19 protein-coding genes are annotated in these 20,674 nt (G+C 48.1%); 14 read left to right on the top strand and 5 right to left on the bottom strand.

Annotation, left to right across the window (positions count from 1 at the left end):
• The first annotated feature begins 2 nt into the window (after nucleotides 1-2).
• Nucleotides 3-1,238 carry an ATP-dependent Clp protease ATP-binding subunit ClpX gene (gene clpX, locus AC06MN_RS05020; RefSeq protein ID WP_475671261.1) on the top strand — a complete coding sequence of 412 codons (1,236 nt, stop codon included), beginning with the start codon at nucleotides 3-5 and terminating at the stop codon, nucleotides 1,236-1,238.
• Between the two features lie 270 nt (nucleotides 1,239-1,508).
• On the opposite strand, the gene AC06MN_RS05015 is transcribed toward clpX, so the two are convergent.
• Both AC06MN_RS05015 and AC06MN_RS05010 read right to left on the bottom strand, forming a co-directional pair.
• Nucleotides 1,509-2,807 (bottom strand): Lcl C-terminal domain-containing protein, encoded by a 1,299-nt coding sequence (locus tag AC06MN_RS05015; protein ID WP_475671260.1) that lies wholly within the window; start codon nucleotides 2,805-2,807, stop codon nucleotides 1,509-1,511.
• Nucleotides 2,808-2,855: 48 nt separating this feature from the next.
• Nucleotides 2,856-3,023 carry a hypothetical protein gene (locus tag AC06MN_RS05010; protein WP_475671259.1) on the bottom strand — a complete coding sequence of 56 codons (168 nt, stop codon included), beginning with the start codon at nucleotides 3,021-3,023 and terminating at the stop codon, nucleotides 2,856-2,858.
• 1,477 nt (nucleotides 3,024-4,500) lie between these two features.
• Between AC06MN_RS05010 and AC06MN_RS05005 the strand changes: the two genes are divergently transcribed.
• Complete coding sequence (locus AC06MN_RS05005; RefSeq protein WP_475671258.1) at nucleotides 4,501-5,187, top strand: DUF4294 domain-containing protein; 687 nt, start codon at nucleotides 4,501-4,503, stop codon at nucleotides 5,185-5,187.
• 72 nt (nucleotides 5,188-5,259) lie between these two features.
• On the opposite strand, the gene AC06MN_RS05000 is transcribed toward AC06MN_RS05005, so the two are convergent.
• From AC06MN_RS05000 to glsA, 3 genes are read right to left on the bottom strand one after another with little or no spacing between them, the layout of a single operon-like run.
• Nucleotides 5,260-5,502, bottom strand: a complete 243-nt coding sequence (locus AC06MN_RS05000) for a GlsB/YeaQ/YmgE family stress response membrane protein (protein WP_475671257.1) — start codon at nucleotides 5,500-5,502, stop codon at nucleotides 5,260-5,262.
• Nucleotides 5,503-5,523: 21 nt separating this feature from the next.
• A complete protein-coding gene (gene yihA, locus AC06MN_RS04995) occupies nucleotides 5,524-6,150 on the bottom strand; it encodes a ribosome biogenesis GTP-binding protein YihA/YsxC (RefSeq protein WP_475671256.1) in 627 nt (208 codons plus the stop codon).
• Nucleotides 6,151-6,188: 38 nt separating this feature from the next.
• On the bottom strand, nucleotides 6,189-7,064 hold the full coding sequence (gene glsA / locus AC06MN_RS04990; protein WP_475671255.1) for a lyso-glycine lipid O-acyltransferase GlsA: 876 nt from the start codon (nucleotides 7,062-7,064) through the stop codon (nucleotides 6,189-6,191).
• Between the two features lie 543 nt (nucleotides 7,065-7,607).
• Between glsA and AC06MN_RS04985 the strand changes: the two genes are divergently transcribed.
• From AC06MN_RS04985 to ftsA, 12 genes are read left to right on the top strand one after another with little or no spacing between them, the layout of a single operon-like run.
• Nucleotides 7,608-8,063: a division/cell wall cluster transcriptional repressor MraZ gene (locus AC06MN_RS04985; protein ID WP_475671254.1), complete on the top strand. Its 456-nt coding sequence runs from the start codon at nucleotides 7,608-7,610 to the stop codon at nucleotides 8,061-8,063.
• A complete protein-coding gene (rsmH, locus tag AC06MN_RS04980) occupies nucleotides 8,060-8,971 on the top strand; it encodes a 16S rRNA (cytosine(1402)-N(4))-methyltransferase RsmH (RefSeq protein ID WP_475671280.1) in 912 nt (303 codons plus the stop codon). Before AC06MN_RS04985 ends, rsmH begins: the two co-directional genes overlap by 4 nt.
• 2 nt (nucleotides 8,972-8,973) lie before the next feature.
• On the top strand, nucleotides 8,974-9,300 hold the full coding sequence (locus AC06MN_RS04975; protein WP_475671253.1) for an FtsL-like putative cell division protein: 327 nt from the start codon (nucleotides 8,974-8,976) through the stop codon (nucleotides 9,298-9,300).
• A gap of 37 nt (nucleotides 9,301-9,337) precedes the next feature.
• Nucleotides 9,338-11,503: a penicillin-binding protein gene (locus AC06MN_RS04970; protein ID WP_475671252.1), complete on the top strand. Its 2,166-nt coding sequence runs from the start codon at nucleotides 9,338-9,340 to the stop codon at nucleotides 11,501-11,503.
• Nucleotides 11,500-12,954, top strand: a complete 1,455-nt coding sequence (locus AC06MN_RS04965) for a UDP-N-acetylmuramoyl-L-alanyl-D-glutamate--2,6-diaminopimelate ligase (protein WP_475671251.1) — start codon at nucleotides 11,500-11,502, stop codon at nucleotides 12,952-12,954. Before AC06MN_RS04970 ends, AC06MN_RS04965 begins: the two co-directional genes overlap by 4 nt.
• Before the next feature lie 3 nt (nucleotides 12,955-12,957).
• Nucleotides 12,958-14,223 carry a phospho-N-acetylmuramoyl-pentapeptide-transferase gene (locus AC06MN_RS04960; protein WP_475671250.1) on the top strand — a complete coding sequence of 422 codons (1,266 nt, stop codon included), beginning with the start codon at nucleotides 12,958-12,960 and terminating at the stop codon, nucleotides 14,221-14,223.
• Between the two features lie 29 nt (nucleotides 14,224-14,252).
• Nucleotides 14,253-14,819, top strand: coding sequence for a glutamate ligase domain-containing protein (locus tag AC06MN_RS04955; protein WP_475671249.1), 567 nt, complete (start codon nucleotides 14,253-14,255; stop codon nucleotides 14,817-14,819).
• Nucleotides 14,803-16,119 carry an FtsW/RodA/SpoVE family cell cycle protein gene (locus AC06MN_RS04950; protein WP_475671248.1) on the top strand — a complete coding sequence of 439 codons (1,317 nt, stop codon included), beginning with the start codon at nucleotides 14,803-14,805 and terminating at the stop codon, nucleotides 16,117-16,119. The genes AC06MN_RS04955 and AC06MN_RS04950 overlap by 17 nt, the downstream gene beginning before the upstream one ends.
• On the top strand, nucleotides 16,091-17,188 hold the full coding sequence (gene murG, locus AC06MN_RS04945; protein WP_475671247.1) for an undecaprenyldiphospho-muramoylpentapeptide beta-N-acetylglucosaminyltransferase: 1,098 nt from the start codon (nucleotides 16,091-16,093) through the stop codon (nucleotides 17,186-17,188). The genes AC06MN_RS04950 and murG overlap by 29 nt, the downstream gene beginning before the upstream one ends.
• On the top strand, nucleotides 17,185-18,531 hold the full coding sequence (gene murC / locus AC06MN_RS04940; RefSeq protein ID WP_475671246.1) for a UDP-N-acetylmuramate--L-alanine ligase: 1,347 nt from the start codon (nucleotides 17,185-17,187) through the stop codon (nucleotides 18,529-18,531). Before murG ends, murC begins: the two co-directional genes overlap by 4 nt.
• The gene (locus tag AC06MN_RS04935) at nucleotides 18,525-19,295 is read left to right on the top strand and encodes a hypothetical protein (protein ID WP_475671245.1); all 771 of its coding nucleotides are present in this window, start codon (nucleotides 18,525-18,527) and stop codon (nucleotides 19,293-19,295) included. The genes murC and AC06MN_RS04935 overlap by 7 nt, the downstream gene beginning before the upstream one ends.
• A 4-nt stretch (nucleotides 19,296-19,299) precedes the next feature.
• Nucleotides 19,300-20,655, top strand: coding sequence for a cell division protein FtsA (gene ftsA, locus AC06MN_RS04930; RefSeq protein WP_475671244.1), 1,356 nt, complete (start codon nucleotides 19,300-19,302; stop codon nucleotides 20,653-20,655).
• The last annotated feature ends 19 nt before the right edge of the window (nucleotides 20,656-20,674 follow it).

Here is a 20,674-nt window from a genome sequence, read left to right as displayed (position 1 = left end):
GCATGGCGACTAAGAAAGTAGGCGTATGCTCATTTTGCGGCAAAAAAGCCAGCGAGGTAAAGCTCCTCATTGAAGGAGTCGATGGCAAGATTTGCGAAAAATGCGCAGAACAGGCTTATCTCATCGTTAAGGAACAATTTGGAAATTCAGGCAAGGGCAATCCCTTGTCTGGATTTTCATTGAAGAAGCCTCTGGAAATCAAGAAATTCCTTGACCAATATGTCATCGGGCAAGATGATGCCAAGCGCACCTTGGCCGTTGCCGTTTACAACCACTACAAGCGCATCAGTCAGAAAGTCGACAACGACGAGGTTGAAATCGAGAAATCGAACATGATTCTCGTCGGCGAGACCGGCACAGGCAAGACCCTTTTGGCTCGTACCATCGCCAAGATGCTCAACGTGCCTTTTGCCATTGCCGATGCCACCGTGCTGACCGAAGCCGGCTATGTGGGCGAAGATGTGGAAAACATTCTCGTCAAGTTGCTGCAAGCCGCCGATTACGATGTGGCTGCTGCCGAACGCGGCATCGTCTTCATTGATGAAATTGACAAGATTGCCCGCAAGAGCGACAATCCGAGCATCACGCGCGACGTGTCGGGCGAAGGCGTTCAGCAGGCCTTGCTGAAACTTCTGGAAGGCACCGTTTCGAACGTCCCGCCACAAGGCGGCAGAAAGCACCCGGAACAGAAGATGATTCCTGTCAACACGAAGGACATTCTTTTCATTGCAGGTGGCGCTTTCGACGGCATCGAGCGCATCATTGCCTCGAGAAAACGCTCCAACGTGATTGGCTACAGCAGCGACTCGTCCGAAGTCCTCGACAAGAGCAACATGCTGCAATACCTTGCCCCTGCCGACCTCAAGAAATTCGGTCTCATTCCGGAAATCGTGGGCCGTCTGCCTATCATCACACACCTCAATCCACTTGACGAAGCCGCCTTGAAGCGCATCCTGACCGAGCCAAAGAACGCCATCGTGAAACAGTTCCAGAAACTCTTCAAGATGGACGGCATCAACCTCATCATTCAAGATGAAGCATTGGATTTCGTTGTGGAGAAAGCTGTGGAATTCAAGGTCGGTGCCCGTGGATTGCGCTCCATCATGGAAGCCATTCTGAGCGACGCCATGTTTGAAATGCCATCCGACATTGGCAAAAAGGAATTGGTCGTCACCCGCGCATACGCCGAGCAGAAACTCAACAAATCAGGCATCGCCAAGCTCCATGCAGGCGACTGATTGGCAGCAGCAGACATGATTATTCAATAATCATCCTTTTTTGCGTTTTCCATTTCCTTTGTCAAGCCCGAAAGCAACTATTTGTGATAAATTTACGTCCTCAAAAAAAGGAAAGCCCCACTCCCATAAAGAAGTGAAGCTTCCCGTTTTCGTTTTGTTCTCGTGCAGGATGCCGCCGCTGAGGGCGCTTGTGGCGCCCTTGCTGGCGGTGCCCCACCTCCCCACCTGCCCTGCCTCGCTCCTTAACAAGGCAAAGCTAAATCCTGAGAACTAGCGAACCGGGCGCACTGTAAACCCAGCGTACCGATAGTGGTAGCACTGCGGACCGACGTCGTCCGAACCGAAGCTCATGAGGTACGCGTGTTGGGGATTGCCCGAGTAGAGAGAACTCGACCAGTAGTCGCCGCGGGAACCCGCATCGAGGAGGGAAGTACCAGAGCGGTAGCCCACAGCAGGCAGAAACAACGCGACATCGGTGTAACCCTCCGTTGTGCCTCTGAACAGCCGACCGTTCACCCCGTTCAGGGTTGTCCATGTGCTCTCCGTTTTGGCACACAGTTCCTGCCATTCCGCTTGCGTCGGCATGCGCCAGCCATCGCCCCAGTTGGCGGCGGCAGCATCGTAACCGCTCGTAAGGATTTCGTTGCCGTCATAAGGTGCAGGACTCCATTCAACGAAGCCACTATTTCCACAATAGCTCTGCCAACAATAACCTCCCGATTTACCATCTTTCCATGTCAGGGGATCCTGGCTGCTGTAGTATGGTTCCGTTTCGCCCCAGGCGTAGTAGTCGCCGTACCAGCTCGCATCGGTCGTTCCGTACGTCGCGCCCAGATTGCAGGTGGCCCACTTCAGACCGCTCGGAAGGCCGAGGTCGACGTATTTCTCAATCTTAATCGCTTCGCCTGCCGGATCACCTTCTTTCGTGTAGAACGTGTTGGGGTTAAGTGTCCAGATCTTCAAAGCTCCCCAATCGCTGCCGCTGAAGGTGTAGGTCTTCTCGCTTCCGTCTGCCGGCACGGCCACATACACTGCCGTTGAAGCTGCGGTAACACCTGCCACCGATGCAGTATTCGTGCCATCTGAAATGGTCACGTTTCCACTGCCGGCAAATCCGCTCAGGTCGAGCTTCAGCACGGCGTGGGGCATGGTCATCGTCACATCATAGTCGCCTTTGGCGTTGTATGGCGCAGATGCCGTAAGATAAATCACATCTCCCAGTTCACCTGACTGCTCCATGTAATAGCCATCACCGATTTCCTTACCGTATGTGAAGGTCAGGTCATCTGTGGTCAGGTCTATGTCTCCTGAAAAAACGCCATTGTCGGCATCCGTGCATTTCAAAAAGCCGATTTTCGCATTATTCTGGAACACGTCAATTTGGTCATCTACAGACCACTTGAGGCCGCCGTTATTGTCATCGGCAATCTTCGAGTTGCCGTCATCGAACGATGCGTTCAGCACGATGTGCTGCCTCCCGCCATCCTTCATGGGTTCGTTTTCCTTGCTGCACTGTGAAGTTCCGAGCACCAGTGCCAGTGCCGCTAATAGTAATGAAATCTTTTTCATAGTTACTAATGTGTTTGGTTAATTAATAAGTGATTTGCTGTCAGTGACTTACGAAAGGCCGCCTTTGCCTACGCCAATGCCGAACGAGCCACGGCCGCCGCCACCGTTGCCGGCTGCCGAGCTGCAAAGCACTCCTTGGTTCCTGACTTCCACGCTCTCCGTCCGCGGAGATGCGTACTCCTGCCCTTTGAGGGCGATTTTCTGCTGTTGCTTCATCTTGTAAGTTTTAATTTTAATGAATTTGTTAATGATTAGGTTAATTATTGTTGAACTGCAGTTCGTTCGTTTATCAGTTGGACGCTTTGGGATTTCGGGCCAAAACTTGCAGGACCCACAAAGCACTGTTCCCGACGCCACAAGTGCGCAGCCGCGCATTTCTGGCGGAAGGCCGCAGTTGCGGCTCCCGCTACAACCGTCGGAAAAAGTTTTGTCCGTCTTGGTGAAATCATTGAATGTCGAATCCTTAAATCTTTAAATCTTTGAATTTTGAATCTTTGAATCTTTGAATCTTTGAATCTTGAATCTTTAAATCTTTAAATCTTTGAATCTTTGAATCCTTGAATCTTTGAATCCTTGAATCCTTGAATCCGCCACTTCGACAAGCTCAGTGAGCGGCCCGAACGCGGCAAAGCCGCACGCCAAGGCGCACGGCTTCGCTAGGTAAGATAATTGGAAAAAACTACGGCATTCCGTAAAGCATTGTGTATCAGTACCCCCCGTAAAGTACTAAACGGCTGATATTCAGCGTGTTATGTGATGTTTCGGATATTCCGCAGCAAACAGTCATAGGGCAAATCGGACTTGATCTTTCAATGCCATAAAATTAGGGAAAAGATTAATACAAGAAGCACAAACGGAAGAATTTTTTATTGCTGTCCGCCGAAAATTGGATAAAAATCTTTAATCATTTAAATTTCAATAAAATACGATAATTTATGGCTGCTGTATAATATATGACTGACTTTTCTTTGCTATAGGACAACAACATAGGCACATCATTTACAAGTATTTACACAAACAGGACAAATAACGCCATTAACAATTATCGCCTGCTTTTGCCTTGACACAAAAGCAACAAAAAGTCAAGGGCAGGACAATCAGCCCAGCGCACGCCGGCCTATGAACTTGAATTTCAAACATCATGTCATAAACGCAGATATATGAAAATCAAGTCCTTAGGCAGACTTTTGGGCGGGCACTGCCCCGTCGTCCTGCACGACCAGCCCACCCACCCCAGTCTAACTTTCAACACTTCGGTCGCAGTGCTTTTCTCTTGAAATTGTGGTGATTATGAAGTCGCCAAAAAGTAAGCCTCCTTTTTAACAAATGACAATAATTCATTGTGATTTATGCACTTACAGACTTCCTCTCAATTTTTAGCGGACAGCAATAATTAAGACGATAATAGCTGTTTTTTCGCTTCGCTAAACGCAAATTATCATAAATGAATCATAAATCATCAAGAATTATAATTGTCTATCTATCAGTTTAATTAACATAAATTTATGGCTATTTGACTACGTAGAATCTACGATTTTGTGGCAATTTGCGTTATAAGGAAAACCATATTTTCAGATTCGTTACAACTTATTATTTTATCATTACTTATACGAGGCTAAGTGAAGTTTGGCATCTTCAAGGTCATTTTGGCACAATATTTGCGAATGGAATCATGTTTCAAATTCAAATCGAGATGAAGAAGCTTGCTTTCATATTTGTTCTTACATTGTTCGGTCTGAATGTTTCCGCACAATTGGCAAGCAATAATCCTGTCAAGGTCAGGAGAATCGCCATCAAACCAGTGGAAAAAACGCCTGCGAAACCAAGCACCATTGATTTTTCAATCGACCAGAGCAAAGTGAATGTGGTTTATGGCCGAATCGAGGAAAACGGCGACACTACATTAATTGTCAAATTGCCCGAAGTCGACATCAACTTGATGAATCATTATTACGAAATCACAGAGACTGCCTCTGGCCGCCGCTTGGTGAGAAACGTCAGGAAAGCCTACCCTTATGCCAAGCTCGCAAAAGAAAAACTTTTGGGCTACGACACCTTACTTTTGGCTGCCCGCAACGACCGTGAACGCCGGCAACTGATGAAACAAGCCGAAAAGGAAATCACTGACCAATACACCGATGAACTCAAGGACCTCACCATATCGCAAGGAGCCATTCTCATCCGCCTGATTGACCGCGAAACCGGCGACACATCTTACAAGGTTGTGCAAGAGCTGAGAGGTAAAGTCAGGGCTTTGTTCTACCAAGGTTTCGCAAGGCTTTGGGGCTACAATCTGAAAACGGAATACAACCCGAAACTGAATGATGAAGACGACAAGATTGAAACCATCGTAACGCTTCTCGACAGAGGGGCAATTTAAGAACTCACACCATCAAACAAAACAGGCTGACCAAATCAAAAGTCAGCCTGTTTTTCATTGAGTGAGCAAATCTCAGTTCTTCTTGATTTTGGAAACCACCCAAAGCAAGACGACTGCACCGACAACGGCAACGACCAGCTGTCCGATAAAGCCACCCGTAGAATGCAATCCAATCAAGCCGAAAAGCCAGCCGCCAATGGCACCGCCAGCAATACCGACAAGAATTTCAATCAAAAGGCCCATGCCGACATTCATGATTTTGCCAGCCAACCAGCCAGCCAAAGCTCCAATTAAAATTGAAAGTAAGATACCCATAATGATTTGATTTTTAATGTATTATTTTAATCCATTTGTTTTCTTATATTTCTCCAGTTCAGCATTTTGCTGCTCGATGTAATCGAGAATTTCGTCACGCCCGACTTTCTTTTCCGACGAAGTAATGAAAATGGGCGGCAGCTCCTCCCAGTCTTCCAAAAGGCGTTTCTTGTAAGCCTCGACATTGGTGCCCAGTTCCGCTTTCGAGAGCTTGTCGGTCTTTGTGAAAACGATTACAAAAGGCACTTGGTTTTCGCCCAACCATTCCATGAAACCGATGTCGCTGTTTTGCGGTTCGATGCGCGAGTCGACCAAGACAAAAGTCGTCATCAGGTTGCGGCGACGTGAAATGTAATTGTTCAGCATGACGCGCCAATCGTCGCGCATTTTCTTCGACTGCTGCGCAAAGCCATAACCCGGCAAGTCGACCAGATACCACTCATCGTTCACCACGAAATGATTGATTGTTATGGTTTTGCCTGGCTTCGACGAAGTCTTCGCCAAGTCCTTGCGCTGCACCAGCATATTAATTAAGGAAGACTTACCCACGTTGGAACGGCCTATGAAAGCATATTCAGGCATGTTGTCCTTGGGCAACTTGTCGATTTTGGTGTTACTACACAAAAAATAGGATTTCTTGATAATCATTTGAATAACTTGAATTTATCGTATTTTTAATTTCTGAGTCATAATTCGTAGTCTTTTTGCGGGTCAAAAGTCTGCTCGGAATCATTCGGCAATTGATAGGAAAACCGACGGAGTTTTTCGGCCCATTGCACATCAGTGAAACGGTTGTCGAAAGTCTGATACGGAATCGGCTTGCCGAAGATGATGGTCAAAGTGTGGTTACGCTGCTTGAAAAACTCATCGATAAGAAAAGCCGCTTCAATATTGGCCTTGATTCCCAAAAACTTACGCAAACACGCCAAATGATAAAAAAAGCTTGAGTTCTGTCCATCGATATGCACGGGAACTATGTCGCGGGAAGAAGCCCTTGCCTTGGTGACAAAAGTCTTTTTCCATTCCAAATCCATGATTTTCCCATCTTTCGTCATACGCGAGCAAAGCCCAAACGGAAAATAGCAGACCGTGCTGTCGCCTGCGAAAGCCTCTTTGAGCAAGCGCATGTTATCGCGTCTGTTTGCCAAGGCGGTTCCTATCTTGTTGACAGGGATGAAAACCGAACGCAAATTCGGAACGTAAGTCAGGAAATCGTTGACAGGAGCAAGCACTTTTCCCCGGATGCTTCCGACCGTCTGAATCAACGCCATGCCATCGAAGCCACCCATCGGATGATTTGAAGCGACCACAATGCGGCGGTCTCCCATTAGGTGCTCTGTGCCTTTCAGCACTAACTTCACATGAAAATCCTTGATGACGGCTGTAAGGAAACGGACACCTTCCAGACATTTGTATTTCAGCATGATACGATTCAGTTCATCTTCATGCATCAGCTGCTGAATCTTCTTAAAAAGACAGTCCGGCATGTGTTTCATCAGTCTCGGCACCTTTGCCGAAAGAACCTTATGCAAGTCTAAAACCTTTTCCTGTACGGTTTTCATAACAAAAACGCTACAAATTCTGCCCACAAAAATAGGAAAAAAGCCAGAAAAGCATTTCGATTTAGTGAGAATTAAATAATAACCTGTAACGATAATAGCTGTTTTTTTCGCTTCGCTAAACGCAAATTTTCGTAAATGAATCATAAATTATTAATAATCGTAATTAGTTGTATATCAGCCAAATTCTAATATATTTATTGAGAATTTGTGGCAATTTGCGTTCTTCAAGAAAACAATTGCTAATGTTTATATGTGTTACAACTTCAATATGTAAACTATTTTAATCACATACTTACATAACAGATGGACATGGAAGTTCGAAACCGCAGGCTACGGGGGCAAGCGGTCTCGTATTCTCGCATTCCCGTAACTTCGATGTCTCCCAACCAACACGCAAGCCGTTTTTTTCATCTACTTATATATCAATAAATTCACAATGACTGTTGATAACTTCAGCCCTTTCGTTGAATAAAAAGTGGGTAGAAGTGTAGCTCAGTGGGAAAAAATGTATTATTTTCGCCACCTGAAAAACAAAAAAGAAAAATGGGATATCTGATAGGATGTTATAACTGCAAACTCGACGCCAAAGGCCGCCTGATGGTTCCTGCCGATTTCAAGGAACAGTTAGGCGATTTGGCCGACGAAGGTTTTGTGTTGCGTCCCAGAGAGACAGATACCAAGAGATGCATTGAATTCTACACAAAAAAAGGCTGGAACGAATTGTTAGACAAGATCAATTCCAGAATCGATCATTCCGATGAAGACCAGCTTATAGCGTTCATGATATTCAACAACGGCGCCAAACCTGTAAAACTCGATGCAAACGGCCGTATTCAAATCCCAAAGGAACTTATGGATCTCGAAATCCTGAAGAAAGATGTCGTCCTGACTACGGAAATCAACAAGATGGTGATTTGGGATAAGGAAGAATACGGCAACACCATCGGCAATGCCGACAAGAAGAAATATAAAGACATTATCAATACACTTATTAAATAAAGGAGGGCCTCACGATGTATCACAATCCAGTCATGTTGAACGAGTGCATCGAGGGCATGAACCTCAACCCTCATGGTGCTTACGCTGACGTCACCTTTGGCGGCGGCGGTCATTCGCGTGCCATTTTGGAGCGCCTTGAAGATGGTCATCTTTACGCTTTCGACCAAGACGAAGATGCCGCCAAGAACGCTTTCGACGACCCGCGTTTCACCTTCATTCCGCAGAACTTCCGCTATTGCAAGAATTTCCTGCAACTCTACAACGGAGGTCCCGTTGATGGAATTTTGGCCGATTTAGGTGTTTCGTCCCATCAGTTCGACACACCCGAGAAAGGCTTCTCAACCCGTTTCGAAGGCCGCTTAGACATGCGCATGAGCCAGACCAACCCGACGGATGCAGCCGTAGTGGTCAACACCTACGATGCCGCCACATTGACCCGTCTGTTCAGCCTTTACGGCGAGTTGCAAAATGCCCATCTCATTGCCAACGACATCATTATGGCACGCAATGCCGAACCCATCGAGACCACAAGCCAGCTGAAAGCTGCCGTCGAGAAGCGCCTGCCGAGAGGCAAGGAGAACAAAGTACTGGCGCAGATTTTCCAGGCCTTGCGCATTGAGGTCAACCAGGAACTGGAAGCCCTCACGCAATTCCTCAGTCAATGCGCCGACATGGTAAAGCCCGGAGGCCGCATCGTCATCATGTCGTACCATTCGCTGGAAGACCGTTTGGTGAAGAATTTCTTCAAGACCGGCAACGCCGAAGGCAAGGAAGAAAAAGACTTTTTCGGCAACCTGCTTACACCTTATAAATTAATAACGCGCAAACCAATCGTTCCGAGCGACGACGAAATTGCCGCCAACAGCCGTGCCAGAAGCGCGAAACTCAGAATTGCAGAAAGGAAATGATTATGGAGAAAAACAACAAGAAAAACGGTGGTTTCAAAGACGTGCTGAACGGAAGTTTCCTGACGAAGAAGACATTCTCGGAACTTTTCGCCTTCATGTTCTACGTAGGAGTTTTACTCATGGTGCTCATCACCAACACCTACCTCGCCGAAGAACGCACCCGCGAAATTGCGAAAAACGCCAAGGAACTGAACGACCTTCAGGTTGAATACATACAACTCAAGTCGGCCATCATGCAAAACTCGAAGCAATCGGTGTTGGCAACTCGGCTTGCACCCTACGGCATCAAGGAAACCACTGAGCCGCTAAAGAGAATCACTATGGAATAAAACGCAGAAAAACAAACAATTAAACAATATAAAGATTATGAGTTCCGAACCAAGAACAGAAAGTTTAAGGAGATCCTACCTGATGTATGCGGGGGTACTCCTGTTCGCCATTGCCATCATCGTGAAAATCGTTATTGTCCAGACAAAAGACAGCAAGGAACTTATCGATTTGGCAGAGAAAAAGGAGTACCGCGTCAGGGAATTGGAAGCCTCAAGAGGAAACATCCTTTCCTACGACGGCAGACTGATGGCTACCTCGGTGCCAGTTTTCGACATCTATTTTGACGCCAGTGTCGTCGACTTGGAATTGTTCAGAAACAACATCGACAGCCTCAGCGCAGTGATGGCAGGAGCATTTCCCCAAAAGACGGCCAAGCAATGGAAAGAATCGCTCAGCACGGCAAAAGCCGAAGGCAAAAGGTATCATCCTGTTGTCAAAGGCATTTCGCTTGAGCAGTACCGCGCCATGCAGCAGTTCCCCATTTTCAGCAAAGGCCAAAACCGTGGCGGAATCGTTGCCGAAAAGAAAGTACGTCGCGTGAGACCTTACAACGAACTGGCAGGCCGCATCATTGGCTATGTCAATGAAACCGAGAACCTTTACGTCGGTTTGGAAGGCGCTTACAACGATTATCTAAAAGGGCAGAACGGCCGGCAACTCGTTAGACGCCTTCACCACAACAACTGGATTCCCGTCGATTCCGATGACGACACCGATGCCAAAAACGGCAACGATGTCGTGACGACTTTTGATGTCAACCTTCAGGACATTGTGGAAAGCGCCCTCAACAACACCATGGTGACCAACAAGGCCGAGCAAGGCTGCGCCATTCTCATGGATGTCGAGACCGGTTACATCAGGGCCTGCGCCAACCTCAAGCTGAACCACAAGAACGGACAATACGAGGAATCGTACAATTTCGCCTTGGCCGAGCGTTACGAGCCGGGTTCTGTTTTCAAAATCGCTTCCATGACCGTGCTTTTCAACCAATACCCGAACACCAAACTGACCGACATCGTCAATATCGGAACGGGTCCGATTGTGTTTTCGAAGCGTGTCATGCGCGACGACCACTCTTTTTCAAAAGACGGTCGCGCAACGGTTGCCGAAATCATCGAGCAGTCGTCCAACAAAGGCACCGCCGTGCTGATTACCAAGCATTTCATGGCCCATCCTGAAAAATATGTCGACGGACTTTATGCCTTAGGCCTGAACAAAAAGCCAGGAACAGGATTGGCCGGTGAAGCGCAACCGATCATCAAGCACCCGACCGATACGGACAGAAAAGGCAACAAGCTTTGGTCAAACGTCTCATTGCCATGGATGTCAATCGGTTACGAAGTGAACGTTACACCGATGCAAATCATCACGCTTTACAACGCCATCGCCAACAACGGCAAGATGATGAAACCACAGTTTGTGAGTGAGATCCGCCACGGCAACCAGACCATCGAAAAATTCGATCCCGTTGTCCTCAACGAACAGATTTGTCCGCCTGAAAACGTAAAAATGTTGCAATGCATGTTGGAAGGCGTCGTGCAAAGAGGCACCGCCAAGCGCCAGTTGAAAGACAGCAACGTGCTGATGGCCGGCAAGACCGGAACAGCGCAATACTGCCACCCTCATTTAGGCTACAGCTACCGCGACCCGCAGACAGGCAGGCGAGAATACAACACCACGTTTGTAGGCTATTTCCCTGCCGACAAGCCGAAATACACCTGCATCATCGTCGTCAGCCGTGCCCATGGTCAGTTCTGGGCAGCAGGTGGCGTTTCCGCGCCTGGTTTCAGGGAAATCGCAGAAAAGGTTTACGCCATGCGTCTTGGCATTGAAGAAGATTCTGCTTCAGCAACTTACAAGACCGAAATCAATGAACAGCCGAGACTCATGCACAGCTCGGAAGCAAGCTGTTTCCTCAGCGGCATGAATGAGCAATTCACCGATTACAATACCGACGGCAAGGAATGGGTCACTATCAACAGGACGATTGACGGTTCGGCCCGCATCGATGCCGTTGACCTGAAATACAACACCGTTCCAAACGTCATCGGCATGAACATCACCGATGCCATCTACCTCTTGGAAAATCACGGCATTAAGGCCACATTTACAGGCGAAGGCATCGTGAGCGAACAATCGCTGCACCCCGGCGACACGCTCAGAGGAAGCCAAAGCATGGAACTTAAATTAGCAAGAAAATGAAAGTCAAAGAGATATTAGTAAACTGCAATTTGCTTGAGATTGTCGGGAACAAAGACCTCGACATCAGCAAGATTTCATTCGATTCGCGCACAGTCGAAAACGGCACCTTATTCTTTGCCGTCAGGGGGACGCAAGTCAATGGCCACAACTACATTGACAAGGCCATTGAAAAAGGCGCCATCGCCATCGTTTGCGAGCAATTGCCTGCAACCCTCAACGATGCAGTGACTTATATCAAGGTTGACAACTCGGCCTACGTTTTGGGCATGAGCGCCTCCAATTTCTTTGACAATCCATCGAAGAGACTGAAACTCACTGGCGTTACGGGCACCAACGGCAAAACCACCATCGCCACCTTATTATACCGTCTTTTCACCGATGCCGGTTATGTGTGCGGCTTGCTTTCGACCATCGAAAACATCGTTGATCATGAAGTCATTCCATCCACGCACACCACTCCCGACCCGATTGAACTGAATGCGCTGCTCAAGAAAATGGTTGACAAAGGCTGCGAATACGCTTTTATGGAAGTCAGTTCGCATAGCGTCGACCAAGACCGCATTGCAGGCCTTGAGTTTGCCGGCGGCATTTTCACCAACCTGACCCACGACCATTTGGACTATCACAAGACCATGGCCAACTACCGCAATGCCAAGAAGAAATTCTTCGACAACCTGCCGGCCAATGCCTTTGCACTCACCAATTTAGACGACAAGAACGGAGCCGTCATGCTGCAAAACACAAAGGCAAAACGCCTTACATACGCGCTGAAGCACGATGCCGATTTCAAAGGTGTGGTTCTGGAAAGCCATTTCGACGGCATGATGATTAAGGTGAACGGCACGGAAATGTTCACGCAACTTGTCGGCGGATTCAATGCCAGCAACCTGCTCGCCATTTACGGTGCCGCCATTTCGTTAGGCTTCGACAAAAATGAATTATTAGTCGAAATCAGCAAGCTGAAGGGTGCCAATGGCCGTTTCGACATGGTACATTCCGATTGCGGCATTGTCGGCATAGTCGATTACGCCCACACCCCTGACGCATTGGAAAACGTCCTGAAGACCATCAACGATGTGCGTTGCCACAAGGAAACCCTTATCACGGTAGTGGGCTGTGGCGGCAACCGCGACACGTCCAAGCGTCCGGAAATGGCAGCCGTGGCCGCCAAGATGAGCGACAAGGTCATCCTGACCAGCGACAATCCGCGCAACGAAGACCCCGACGAAATCATCCGCCAGATGAAAGAAGGTCTCGACGAGGAAGCCAAGCGCCATGTGCTGAGCATCACTAACCGCCGCGAGGCCATTCGCACCGCCGTGGCTTTGGCCAACAAAGGCGACATTATCCTTTTGGCAGGCAAAGGGCACGAAAACTATCAGGAAATCAACGGAGTAAAGAATCATTTTGATGACAAGGAAGAATTGTCGGAAGCATTAAAGGAAAAATAAGACATGCTGTACTATCTGTTTCAATATTTGGAGAAAAAGAGTTTTCCGGGCGCAGGAATGTTCACCTACGTCACGTTCAGAGCAGTCGTGGCCGCCATTTTGGCCCTGATTATCTCCATTTGGTTTGGCAAGCGTTTTATCAACTGGCTGAAAAGCAAGAACATAGTTGAAACACAACGCGATGAAAAGACCGACCCGTACAACACGCAGAAAAAAGGTGTTCCGACCATGGGCGGTGTCATTATCATTGCCGCCATCCTGATTCCTTGTCTTCTCATCGGAAAACTGCACAACATTTACCTGATTCTCATGGTCATCACGACACTCATTTTGGGTAGCGTAGGATTTGCCGACGACTACATCAAGACCTTCAAAAAGAGAAAAGACGGCATCAAGCCCATCACGAAAATAAGTTTTCAGATTCTGTTGGGCCTTATCGTCGGACTCACCTTGCGTTTCAGTCCAGCCGTCACAATCAACGAAAAAGTGGATGTGAAGATTGAAAACAACAAGGAAGTCGTCATCAAGACACCCGATGTGAAATCGACCCGCACCACGATACCTTTCTTCAAAAATCATGACCTGAACTACGCAGATTTGTTCAGTTTCATGGGGCCGAGGGCTAAATACATTTGTGGCTGGATTTTCTTCGTCATACTCACCGTTTTCATCGTGGCTGCCGTTTCAAACGGTTCCAACCTCAACGACGGCATGGATGGCATGGCAGCAGGCAATTCGGCCATCATTGGTTTGACTTTACTCATCTTCGCCTACGTTTCGAGCCATGCGGTTCTGGCCAGCCACCTCGATTTGATGTTCATTCCGGGCAGTGAAGAAATCGTCGTGTTTTTGGCCGCATTTGTCGGAGCCTTAATCGGTTACCTTTGGTACAACTCCTTCCCGGCCCAAATCTTCATGGGCGACACCGGCAGTCTGACCATAGGCGGCATCATTGCCGTCACGGCACTCATCATACACAAGGAACTGCTGCTGCCTATTCTGTGCGGCGTGTGGTTGCTCGAAGTCCTTTCCGACCTCGATGTGAAACTTTTCCTGAAGCGCGGCAAGAAACACAGAATCTGGAAGAAAGCACCTATGCACGACAGTTTCCGCACCTCGATGGAAGAGTTCAAGAAAGTCTGGCCAAACAGCACCGTAACCTTCCAAGGCGACGGCATGAAGCAACACGAAGTGAAAATCACCATCCGTTTCTGGATTGTGACCATCCTGTTAGCTGCACTCACCTTATTAACATTGAAAATCAGATAATTACAAACAATATTAAAGATTTAGGAATTATGACTTACTTTGAAGAATTAAGCAACTCGCGCACCAAACGCGCCGAAAACATGGCAGCCGCCATCAGTTCGAAAGTGCTCCAAATCCGAAAGGAAAGCATCAAGCAAAGCCTCAGCGACTACGGCACCCTCGGACACCGCAAGGAATACGTGACCACGATTGACGAAGTGATGTATTTCGATGATGCCAAGGCCGAAAACGTAAATGCAACCTGGTTTACTTTTGAAAGCACCTTGAAACCTATCGTGTGGATTGCCTGCGGAAGCGACAAAGCCGTAGATTACAACGACTTGCTGCCTATGGCCAAACAGAACGTCAAGACCTTGATTTGCTTAGGCGATGGCAACAGCCAGCTAAGAAACGCCTTTGAAAGTTCTGTTCACGAAATCTACGATGCAAAGGACATGGACGAAGCCGTCAGAATCGCTTCCATCGTGGCGGAAGAAGACAACATCGTGGTGTTTTCGCCAGCCAGCAAGTCTTCAAAACAAAACGAGACTTTCGAGGACAGAGGCAATCAATTCAGAAACAGTGTAAAGCACATTAAAGATGAACGGTATCAATAAGATATTGAAAGGCGACAAGGTCATCTGGATTCTGGCATTGCTGTTGGGCATCATCTCATTGGTGGTGGTCTACAGTGCAGCCAGTGCCCTCGTAGTGCGCAACTACGACGGCAACACGGGCCGAATGCTCATGAAGCACGCAGGCACGCTGTTTCTCGGCTACCTGATGATGTTCATCGCCTATAAAATCAATTATCAGCACTACTCCACGATTTTCAAATTCGTGCTGTGGCTGTGTGTTCCGCTGTTGCTCTACACCATGATTTTTGGTAACAACCTCAACCAGGCTTCCAGAACCATCAATGTGTTCGGCTTTTCCTTTCAACCAAGCGAATGGGCGAAAATAGCGCTTATCACCTACACGGCAAGGGAGCTGGTAGTTTTAGAGGACAAAATTCACGATTTGAGAACCGTACTCACAAAAATCGCCATTCCGATTCTGCTTATTACAGGACTGATATTCACCGAAAACCTTTCCACGGCAGTCATATTGCTTACCGCATGTATCGTTTTGCTCATTGTGGGTCGGGTGAAATTCATGCATATTCTTGCCATCGGTGGTTTGGGAATCATCTTATTGGGATGCTACATTGCCTACGATAGCGCCAAGACCTCCGTTTCAAACAGCAAAGCTGAAAAAGAACTGACCGAATTGGTCAGCGAAGATGCTACCGTAAGCCTTGAATTCACACCGAAACAATCACGAGTTCAGACCTGGATTAACCGTATCAACACCATGTTTGAAGACGATGAAGAAGCCTTCGACCCATTCGACGACCACCATTATCAGCAGACTTACGCCAAAATCGCCGTGGCATCAAGTTCATTTTTCGGCAAAGGCCCCGGAAAGAGCGAACAACGCAATTTCCTGCCTCACCCCTATTCCGATTTCATTTTCGCCATCATCGTTGAAGAATACGGAATCTTAGGTGCCATCGTCGTCATCCTGATTTACATCATCATACTGACGAGAGTGATGCGTATCATGAACAAACGCCCCATGACTTTCGGTGCCTACATGTCGTTCGGACTTTGCTTCCTGATGATCATGCAAGCCATGATTAACATGGGCGTCTCGATAGGATTGCTGCCCGTCACAGGTCAGCCGTTACCTTTCATCAGCATGGGCGGAACCTCCATCATGGCCACCGGATTCATGCTCGGCATGATACTGAGCGTGACCAAAAGCATCGAAGAGGAAGAAAGCGGAAATGACAAGGTAGGGCAAGACCTCGAAAACACTGAAATAGTAACAGAAAACACTGATACAAATGAAAGAGCAATTGAAAGTTGTGATTAGTTGCGGCGGAACGGGAGGACACATTTTTCCAGCCATAGCAACAGCCGATGCGCTAAAACGCGAATATCCGAACACCGAAATCCTTTTCATCGGTGCCTTGAACCGAATGGAAATGGATCGTGTGCCTAAAGCAGGCTATCCGATTAAAGGATTGTGGATTAGCGGTTTGCAACTCGACAAATCCATTTTCAGTCTGCCTTTCAAACTCATCAAGAGCCTGAAAGATGCCCGAAACATACTGAAGGAATTCCGTCCCGACGTGGTCATCGGTTTCGGCGGTTTCGCCAGCGGCCCGACCTTGAAAGCCGCCAACTGGCTCCATATTCCGACCGTCATTCAGGAACAAAACTCCTACCCGGGCAAGACCAACCGCAATGTCGGCAAGAAAGCCAAAGCCATCTGCGTAGCCTACGAAAAAATGGACCAATGGTTTCCTGAAGACCGCATTCATCTGACCGGCAATCCGTTGCGCTCAATAATCGCAACAGACGGCACACGCGAAGAAGCCGCACAATATTTCGGCCTGAACCCTGAAAAGCCTATCGTGCTGCTTGTCGGTGGCAGCCAAGGCGCCCTGGGCATCAACAAAGGCATCAGTGCCCGCATCGAAGCCTTCAAGAATAGCGACATGCAACTGATTTGGCAGACTGGCAAATCATACATCGACAAAGCCAACGAAGAAGTCAAGCAGCATAATCTTGAAAGCAAGGTGAAGCCTACGGTCTTCATCGACAGAATGGATCTGGCCTACACTGCCGCCGACATCGTCATTTCGCGGGCTGGCGCCATATCGATTTCCGAACTGGCTTTGGTGCAAAAACCCGTCATTTTCGTCCCGTTGCCGACCGCAGCCCAAGACCATCAGACCAAGAACGCACAACGTTTGGTCGATGCCGAGGCCGCCATCATGGTCAGAAACGACGAAACCGAGCTGATTCTGGTCTCAAAGGTTCAGGAACTGCTCAGAGACACCGAGAGACAACAAAAAATGAGACAAAACATCGCTACCTTCGCTCGGCCTAACGCCGCCGAAGACATCGTAAACATCATACTGCAAGTAGCAAAATGAAAACAGGCGAAGGACAACATAGCATTTACTTTTTAGGCATCGGCGGCATCGGCATGAGCGCCTTGGCGAGATATTATCACAGCCTCGGCTTCGCCATTGCCGGCTACGACCTCACCCCTTCCCCTCTCACAAAACAATTGGAAAATGAGGGCATGGCAATCCATTATGAAGATAACCCAAACTTATTGCCAGCCCTCATTGATATTGTCATCTATACACCTGCCATTCCGAGCACATCAAAGGAACTGGCCGAAATCAAGCGTCGTGGACTGAAGATGATGAAACGCGCCCAAGCCTTGGGCGAAATCTCGAAAGAGAAATTCACCATCGCCATTGCTGGCACGCACGGCAAGACCACGACAACCGCCATGACGGCCCACATCCTCTGCGAATGTGGCAAAGACACGACAGCTTTCATTGGCGGCATCGCCAACAACTTCAACAGCAACCTACATTTGGGACAAACGGAAGACAGCCTTCTCGTGGCCGAAGCAGACGAGTTCGACCGTTCCTTCCTGCAACTGCACCCCAACATCAGCATCGTCAATTCGATTGATGCCGACCATTTGGACATTTACGGCGACAAGGAACACTTGATCAAGAGTTTCCGCGATTTTGTCGCGCTCACCGAACAAGCCGTGATTTATCGCGAAGGCCTGCCGGTTGACGATTGCAAAAACGGCATCTGCTTCGGTTTTTCACACGATTGCGATTTTTACGCCGATAAAATCACATCTTGCGAAGGCATCACGACTTTCACCATTCATGGAAAAGACGAGGCAACGCGCATCACGATTCCAATGGCGGGACTGCACAACGTGATGAACGCCACAGCAGCCTACATCGCTGCACGGCAAACCGGTCTTGATGGTGAAGCCATTGCAAAGGCTTTGTCGACATTCAAGGGTGTCCGCCGCCGTTTCGACATCAGAGTCAACAACAAAAGACATTGTTACATAGATGATTATGCACATCATCCCGAAGAAATAAAATCATGCTTGTCGGCCATTAGGGCATCTTTCCCCGACAGGAAAATCACGCTCATCTTCCAACCACACCTTTTCACTCGTACACGCGATTTCATGGAAGAGTTTGCCAGCACACTGGCAATGGCCGACGAACTGATTTTACTCGACATCTACCCAGCCCGCGAGCTGCCCATCGAAGGCATCACATCGCAAGCCTTATTGGAAAAAATCAATCTGAGTGCCAAAATGGTCTGCCCAAGAGAAGACCTGATGAGCCTAATCGAAAGCAAACGTCCTGAACTCCTTGTCACAATGGGGGCTGGCAACATCGACAGATTTGTTGAACCTTTAGAAAAAACAATAAAGACATGGTAAAGAAAATCTTAAGCATTTTGGTCTGGATCATTACGGCAGGAGGCATCGTGACGCTTTTCATTTTCAGCCGTTCCAACTATCTTTCGACACCGCTGAAATCCATTTCAATCAACCTTGAAGGGTCAAATGGACATGAATTTGTCAACAAAGACACGCTGCTTTGCGAAATTGGCAGGATTTGCCACATCAGTTCAAAAAACGCCATCGGCAACATCGACATGGTGCAGATTGAGCGGCATTTGAACGACAACCCTTGGATTGAGGAATCAGCATCCTACATTGGCTTGGACAGCGTGCTTTACATCAACGCCAAGGAATACGAACCCGCCTTGAGGGTTTTCAACAAGTCAGGCCAATCAATGTATGTGACCGAGCATGGCGCAGTTTTCCCGACCTGCGAGGCCTATACCCCCCGCGTGCTGATAGCCAGCGGCAACTTCGACTTCCCAACCGATGTAAAAATGGCCGATTCCGTCTATCAGAACAGCGGCATTGCCGACGCACTCTACATTCGTCAAGCCATCAAGAAAGACGAATTCATTGAATCGTGCATCGGACAGATTTTCCGCAATAATGCCGGGGAATTTGAAATTGCGGTGAACGAAGTCAATGCGCAAGTCATTTTGGGCGACACTTGCCAAATTGATGACAAATTGTTGAAAATGAAGATTTTTCTCAAGCATAAATTGGGCAGCGAGGAATTCAATAATTACAAGAAAATGAATTTAAAGTTTAAAAATCAAATAGTGTGTACAAAAAAATAAAGTCATGAGTGAAGGTAAAATCATAGTCGGTTTAGACATCGGCACCACCAAAGTTGCCTGCATGGTGGGTAAAAAATCAGAAAACGGCAAAATCGAAATCTTAGGTTACGGCAAGTCCGTTTCTACAGGTGTGAAGCGTGGCGTTGTAACCAACATCTTCGAAACCGTCGATGCCATCAAGAAAGCGGTTAAAGAAGCCTCCGATCAGTCGGGCGTCAACATCTACACCGTGAACGTCGGCATTGCCGGGCAGCACATCAAGAGTCTGCAGCACAGAGGCGTACTGATGCGCGACAACAGCGAAACGGAAATCACTGCCGAAGAGCTGGAAAAGATGCGTCAGGACACTTATAAAATCAACATGGTACCTGGTGAGGAAATCATTGGCGTTCACCGTCAGGAGACTTACGTTGATGGCGAAATCGCCGACAATCCGGTAGGCATGTTGGGCAGCAAGATTGAAGCCAATTTCCACGTCATCATCGGTCAGACAGCCGCTGCAAAGAACATCATCAAGTGCATCGAAAGCGCCGGCCTGGAAATGGACAACATGATTCTTGAGCCTATCGCATCGGCCCGTGCCGTTCTCGCAGAAGACGAAATGGAAGCCGGCGTCGCCCTCGTCGACATTGGCGGCGGCACCACCGACATTGCCATTTTCAAGGACAAGAAAATCTACCATACCGCTGTCATTCCGTTTGGCGGCAACATCATCACCGACGACATTTGCACAGGCTGCTCCATCATCCGTCATTATGCCGAAGACGTGAAAGTGAAGTTCGGTTCAGCCTTGGCCAGCGAAAACCGCGAAGACGAAGTGGTTTCAATTCCCGGCATTCGCGGAAGAGAAGGCAAGGAAATCTCTTTCAAGAACTTGGCCAACATCATCCAAGCGCGTTTGGACGAGATTTTCGAAATCGTCAACGTTGAAATCCAGAAGGTCAATGCCGACAAGAAACTCATCGCCGGCATCGTTCTCACGGGTGGTGGCGCCTTGATGAAACACATTCAGATGCTCGCCGAATTCCGCACCGGAATGCCGGTCAGAATCGGCCATCCAAACGAGCATCTTGCCGAAAACACGAACAAGGATTTGGCCAGCCCGATGTATTCAACAGGTATCGGCCTTGTCATCGAAGGCATCAACCGTGCCGAATTGAGCGAAATGCTGGAACACGAAAAGGCAAGCAAGACACCGGTCGAAAAGTCAATCATCGTCCCAGAGGAAACGGAAACTGCCGTTGCTGCTCCTGTTAAACCCGAAACGAAGACCAAGGGAACAAAAAAAGGCACCAAGTTCGACTTCACGAAAATCATTGACACATTCGGGAAAATATTCACATCCGACGACATCAAATAAACGGTTCGAGACTACGAGA

Source organism: Candidatus Limimorpha sp., assembly GCF_056203535.1.
The sequence above is the reverse complement of the archived record's forward strand: the minus strand, read 5'-3'. Positions and strand labels throughout refer to the sequence as shown.

Coding starts and splice junctions, on each gene's coding strand:
- AC06MN_RS05015 (WP_475671260.1), bottom strand. CDS start 2,807: ATGAAAAAGATTTCATTACTATTAGCGGCACTGGCACTGGTGCTCGGA.
- ftsA (WP_475671244.1), top strand. CDS start 19,300: ATGAGTGAAGGTAAAATCATAGTCGGTTTAGACATCGGCACCACCAAA.
- AC06MN_RS04985 (WP_475671254.1), top strand. CDS start 7,608: ATGGGATATCTGATAGGATGTTATAACTGCAAACTCGACGCCAAAGGC.
- AC06MN_RS04960 (WP_475671250.1), top strand. CDS start 12,958: ATGCTGTACTATCTGTTTCAATATTTGGAGAAAAAGAGTTTTCCGGGC.
- AC06MN_RS04935 (WP_475671245.1), top strand. CDS start 18,525: ATGGTAAAGAAAATCTTAAGCATTTTGGTCTGGATCATTACGGCAGGA.
- AC06MN_RS04950 (WP_475671248.1), top strand. CDS start 14,803: ATGAACGGTATCAATAAGATATTGAAAGGCGACAAGGTCATCTGGATT.
- AC06MN_RS04970 (WP_475671252.1), top strand. CDS start 9,338: ATGAGTTCCGAACCAAGAACAGAAAGTTTAAGGAGATCCTACCTGATG.
- glsA (WP_475671255.1), bottom strand. CDS start 7,064: ATGAAAACCGTACAGGAAAAGGTTTTAGACTTGCATAAGGTTCTTTCG.
- AC06MN_RS05010 (WP_475671259.1), bottom strand. CDS start 3,023: ATGAAGCAACAGCAGAAAATCGCCCTCAAAGGGCAGGAGTACGCATCT.
- yihA (WP_475671256.1), bottom strand. CDS start 6,150: ATGATTATCAAGAAATCCTATTTTTTGTGTAGTAACACCAAAATCGAC.
- AC06MN_RS05005 (WP_475671258.1), top strand. CDS start 4,501: ATGAAGAAGCTTGCTTTCATATTTGTTCTTACATTGTTCGGTCTGAAT.
- clpX (WP_475671261.1), top strand. CDS start 3: ATGGCGACTAAGAAAGTAGGCGTATGCTCATTTTGCGGCAAAAAAGCC.
- AC06MN_RS04975 (WP_475671253.1), top strand. CDS start 8,974: ATGGAGAAAAACAACAAGAAAAACGGTGGTTTCAAAGACGTGCTGAAC.
- murC (WP_475671246.1), top strand. CDS start 17,185: ATGAAAACAGGCGAAGGACAACATAGCATTTACTTTTTAGGCATCGGC.
- murG (WP_475671247.1), top strand. CDS start 16,091: ATGAAAGAGCAATTGAAAGTTGTGATTAGTTGCGGCGGAACGGGAGGA.
- AC06MN_RS05000 (WP_475671257.1), bottom strand. CDS start 5,502: ATGGGTATCTTACTTTCAATTTTAATTGGAGCTTTGGCTGGCTGGTTG.
- AC06MN_RS04955 (WP_475671249.1), top strand. CDS start 14,253: ATGACTTACTTTGAAGAATTAAGCAACTCGCGCACCAAACGCGCCGAA.
- AC06MN_RS04965 (WP_475671251.1), top strand. CDS start 11,500: ATGAAAGTCAAAGAGATATTAGTAAACTGCAATTTGCTTGAGATTGTC.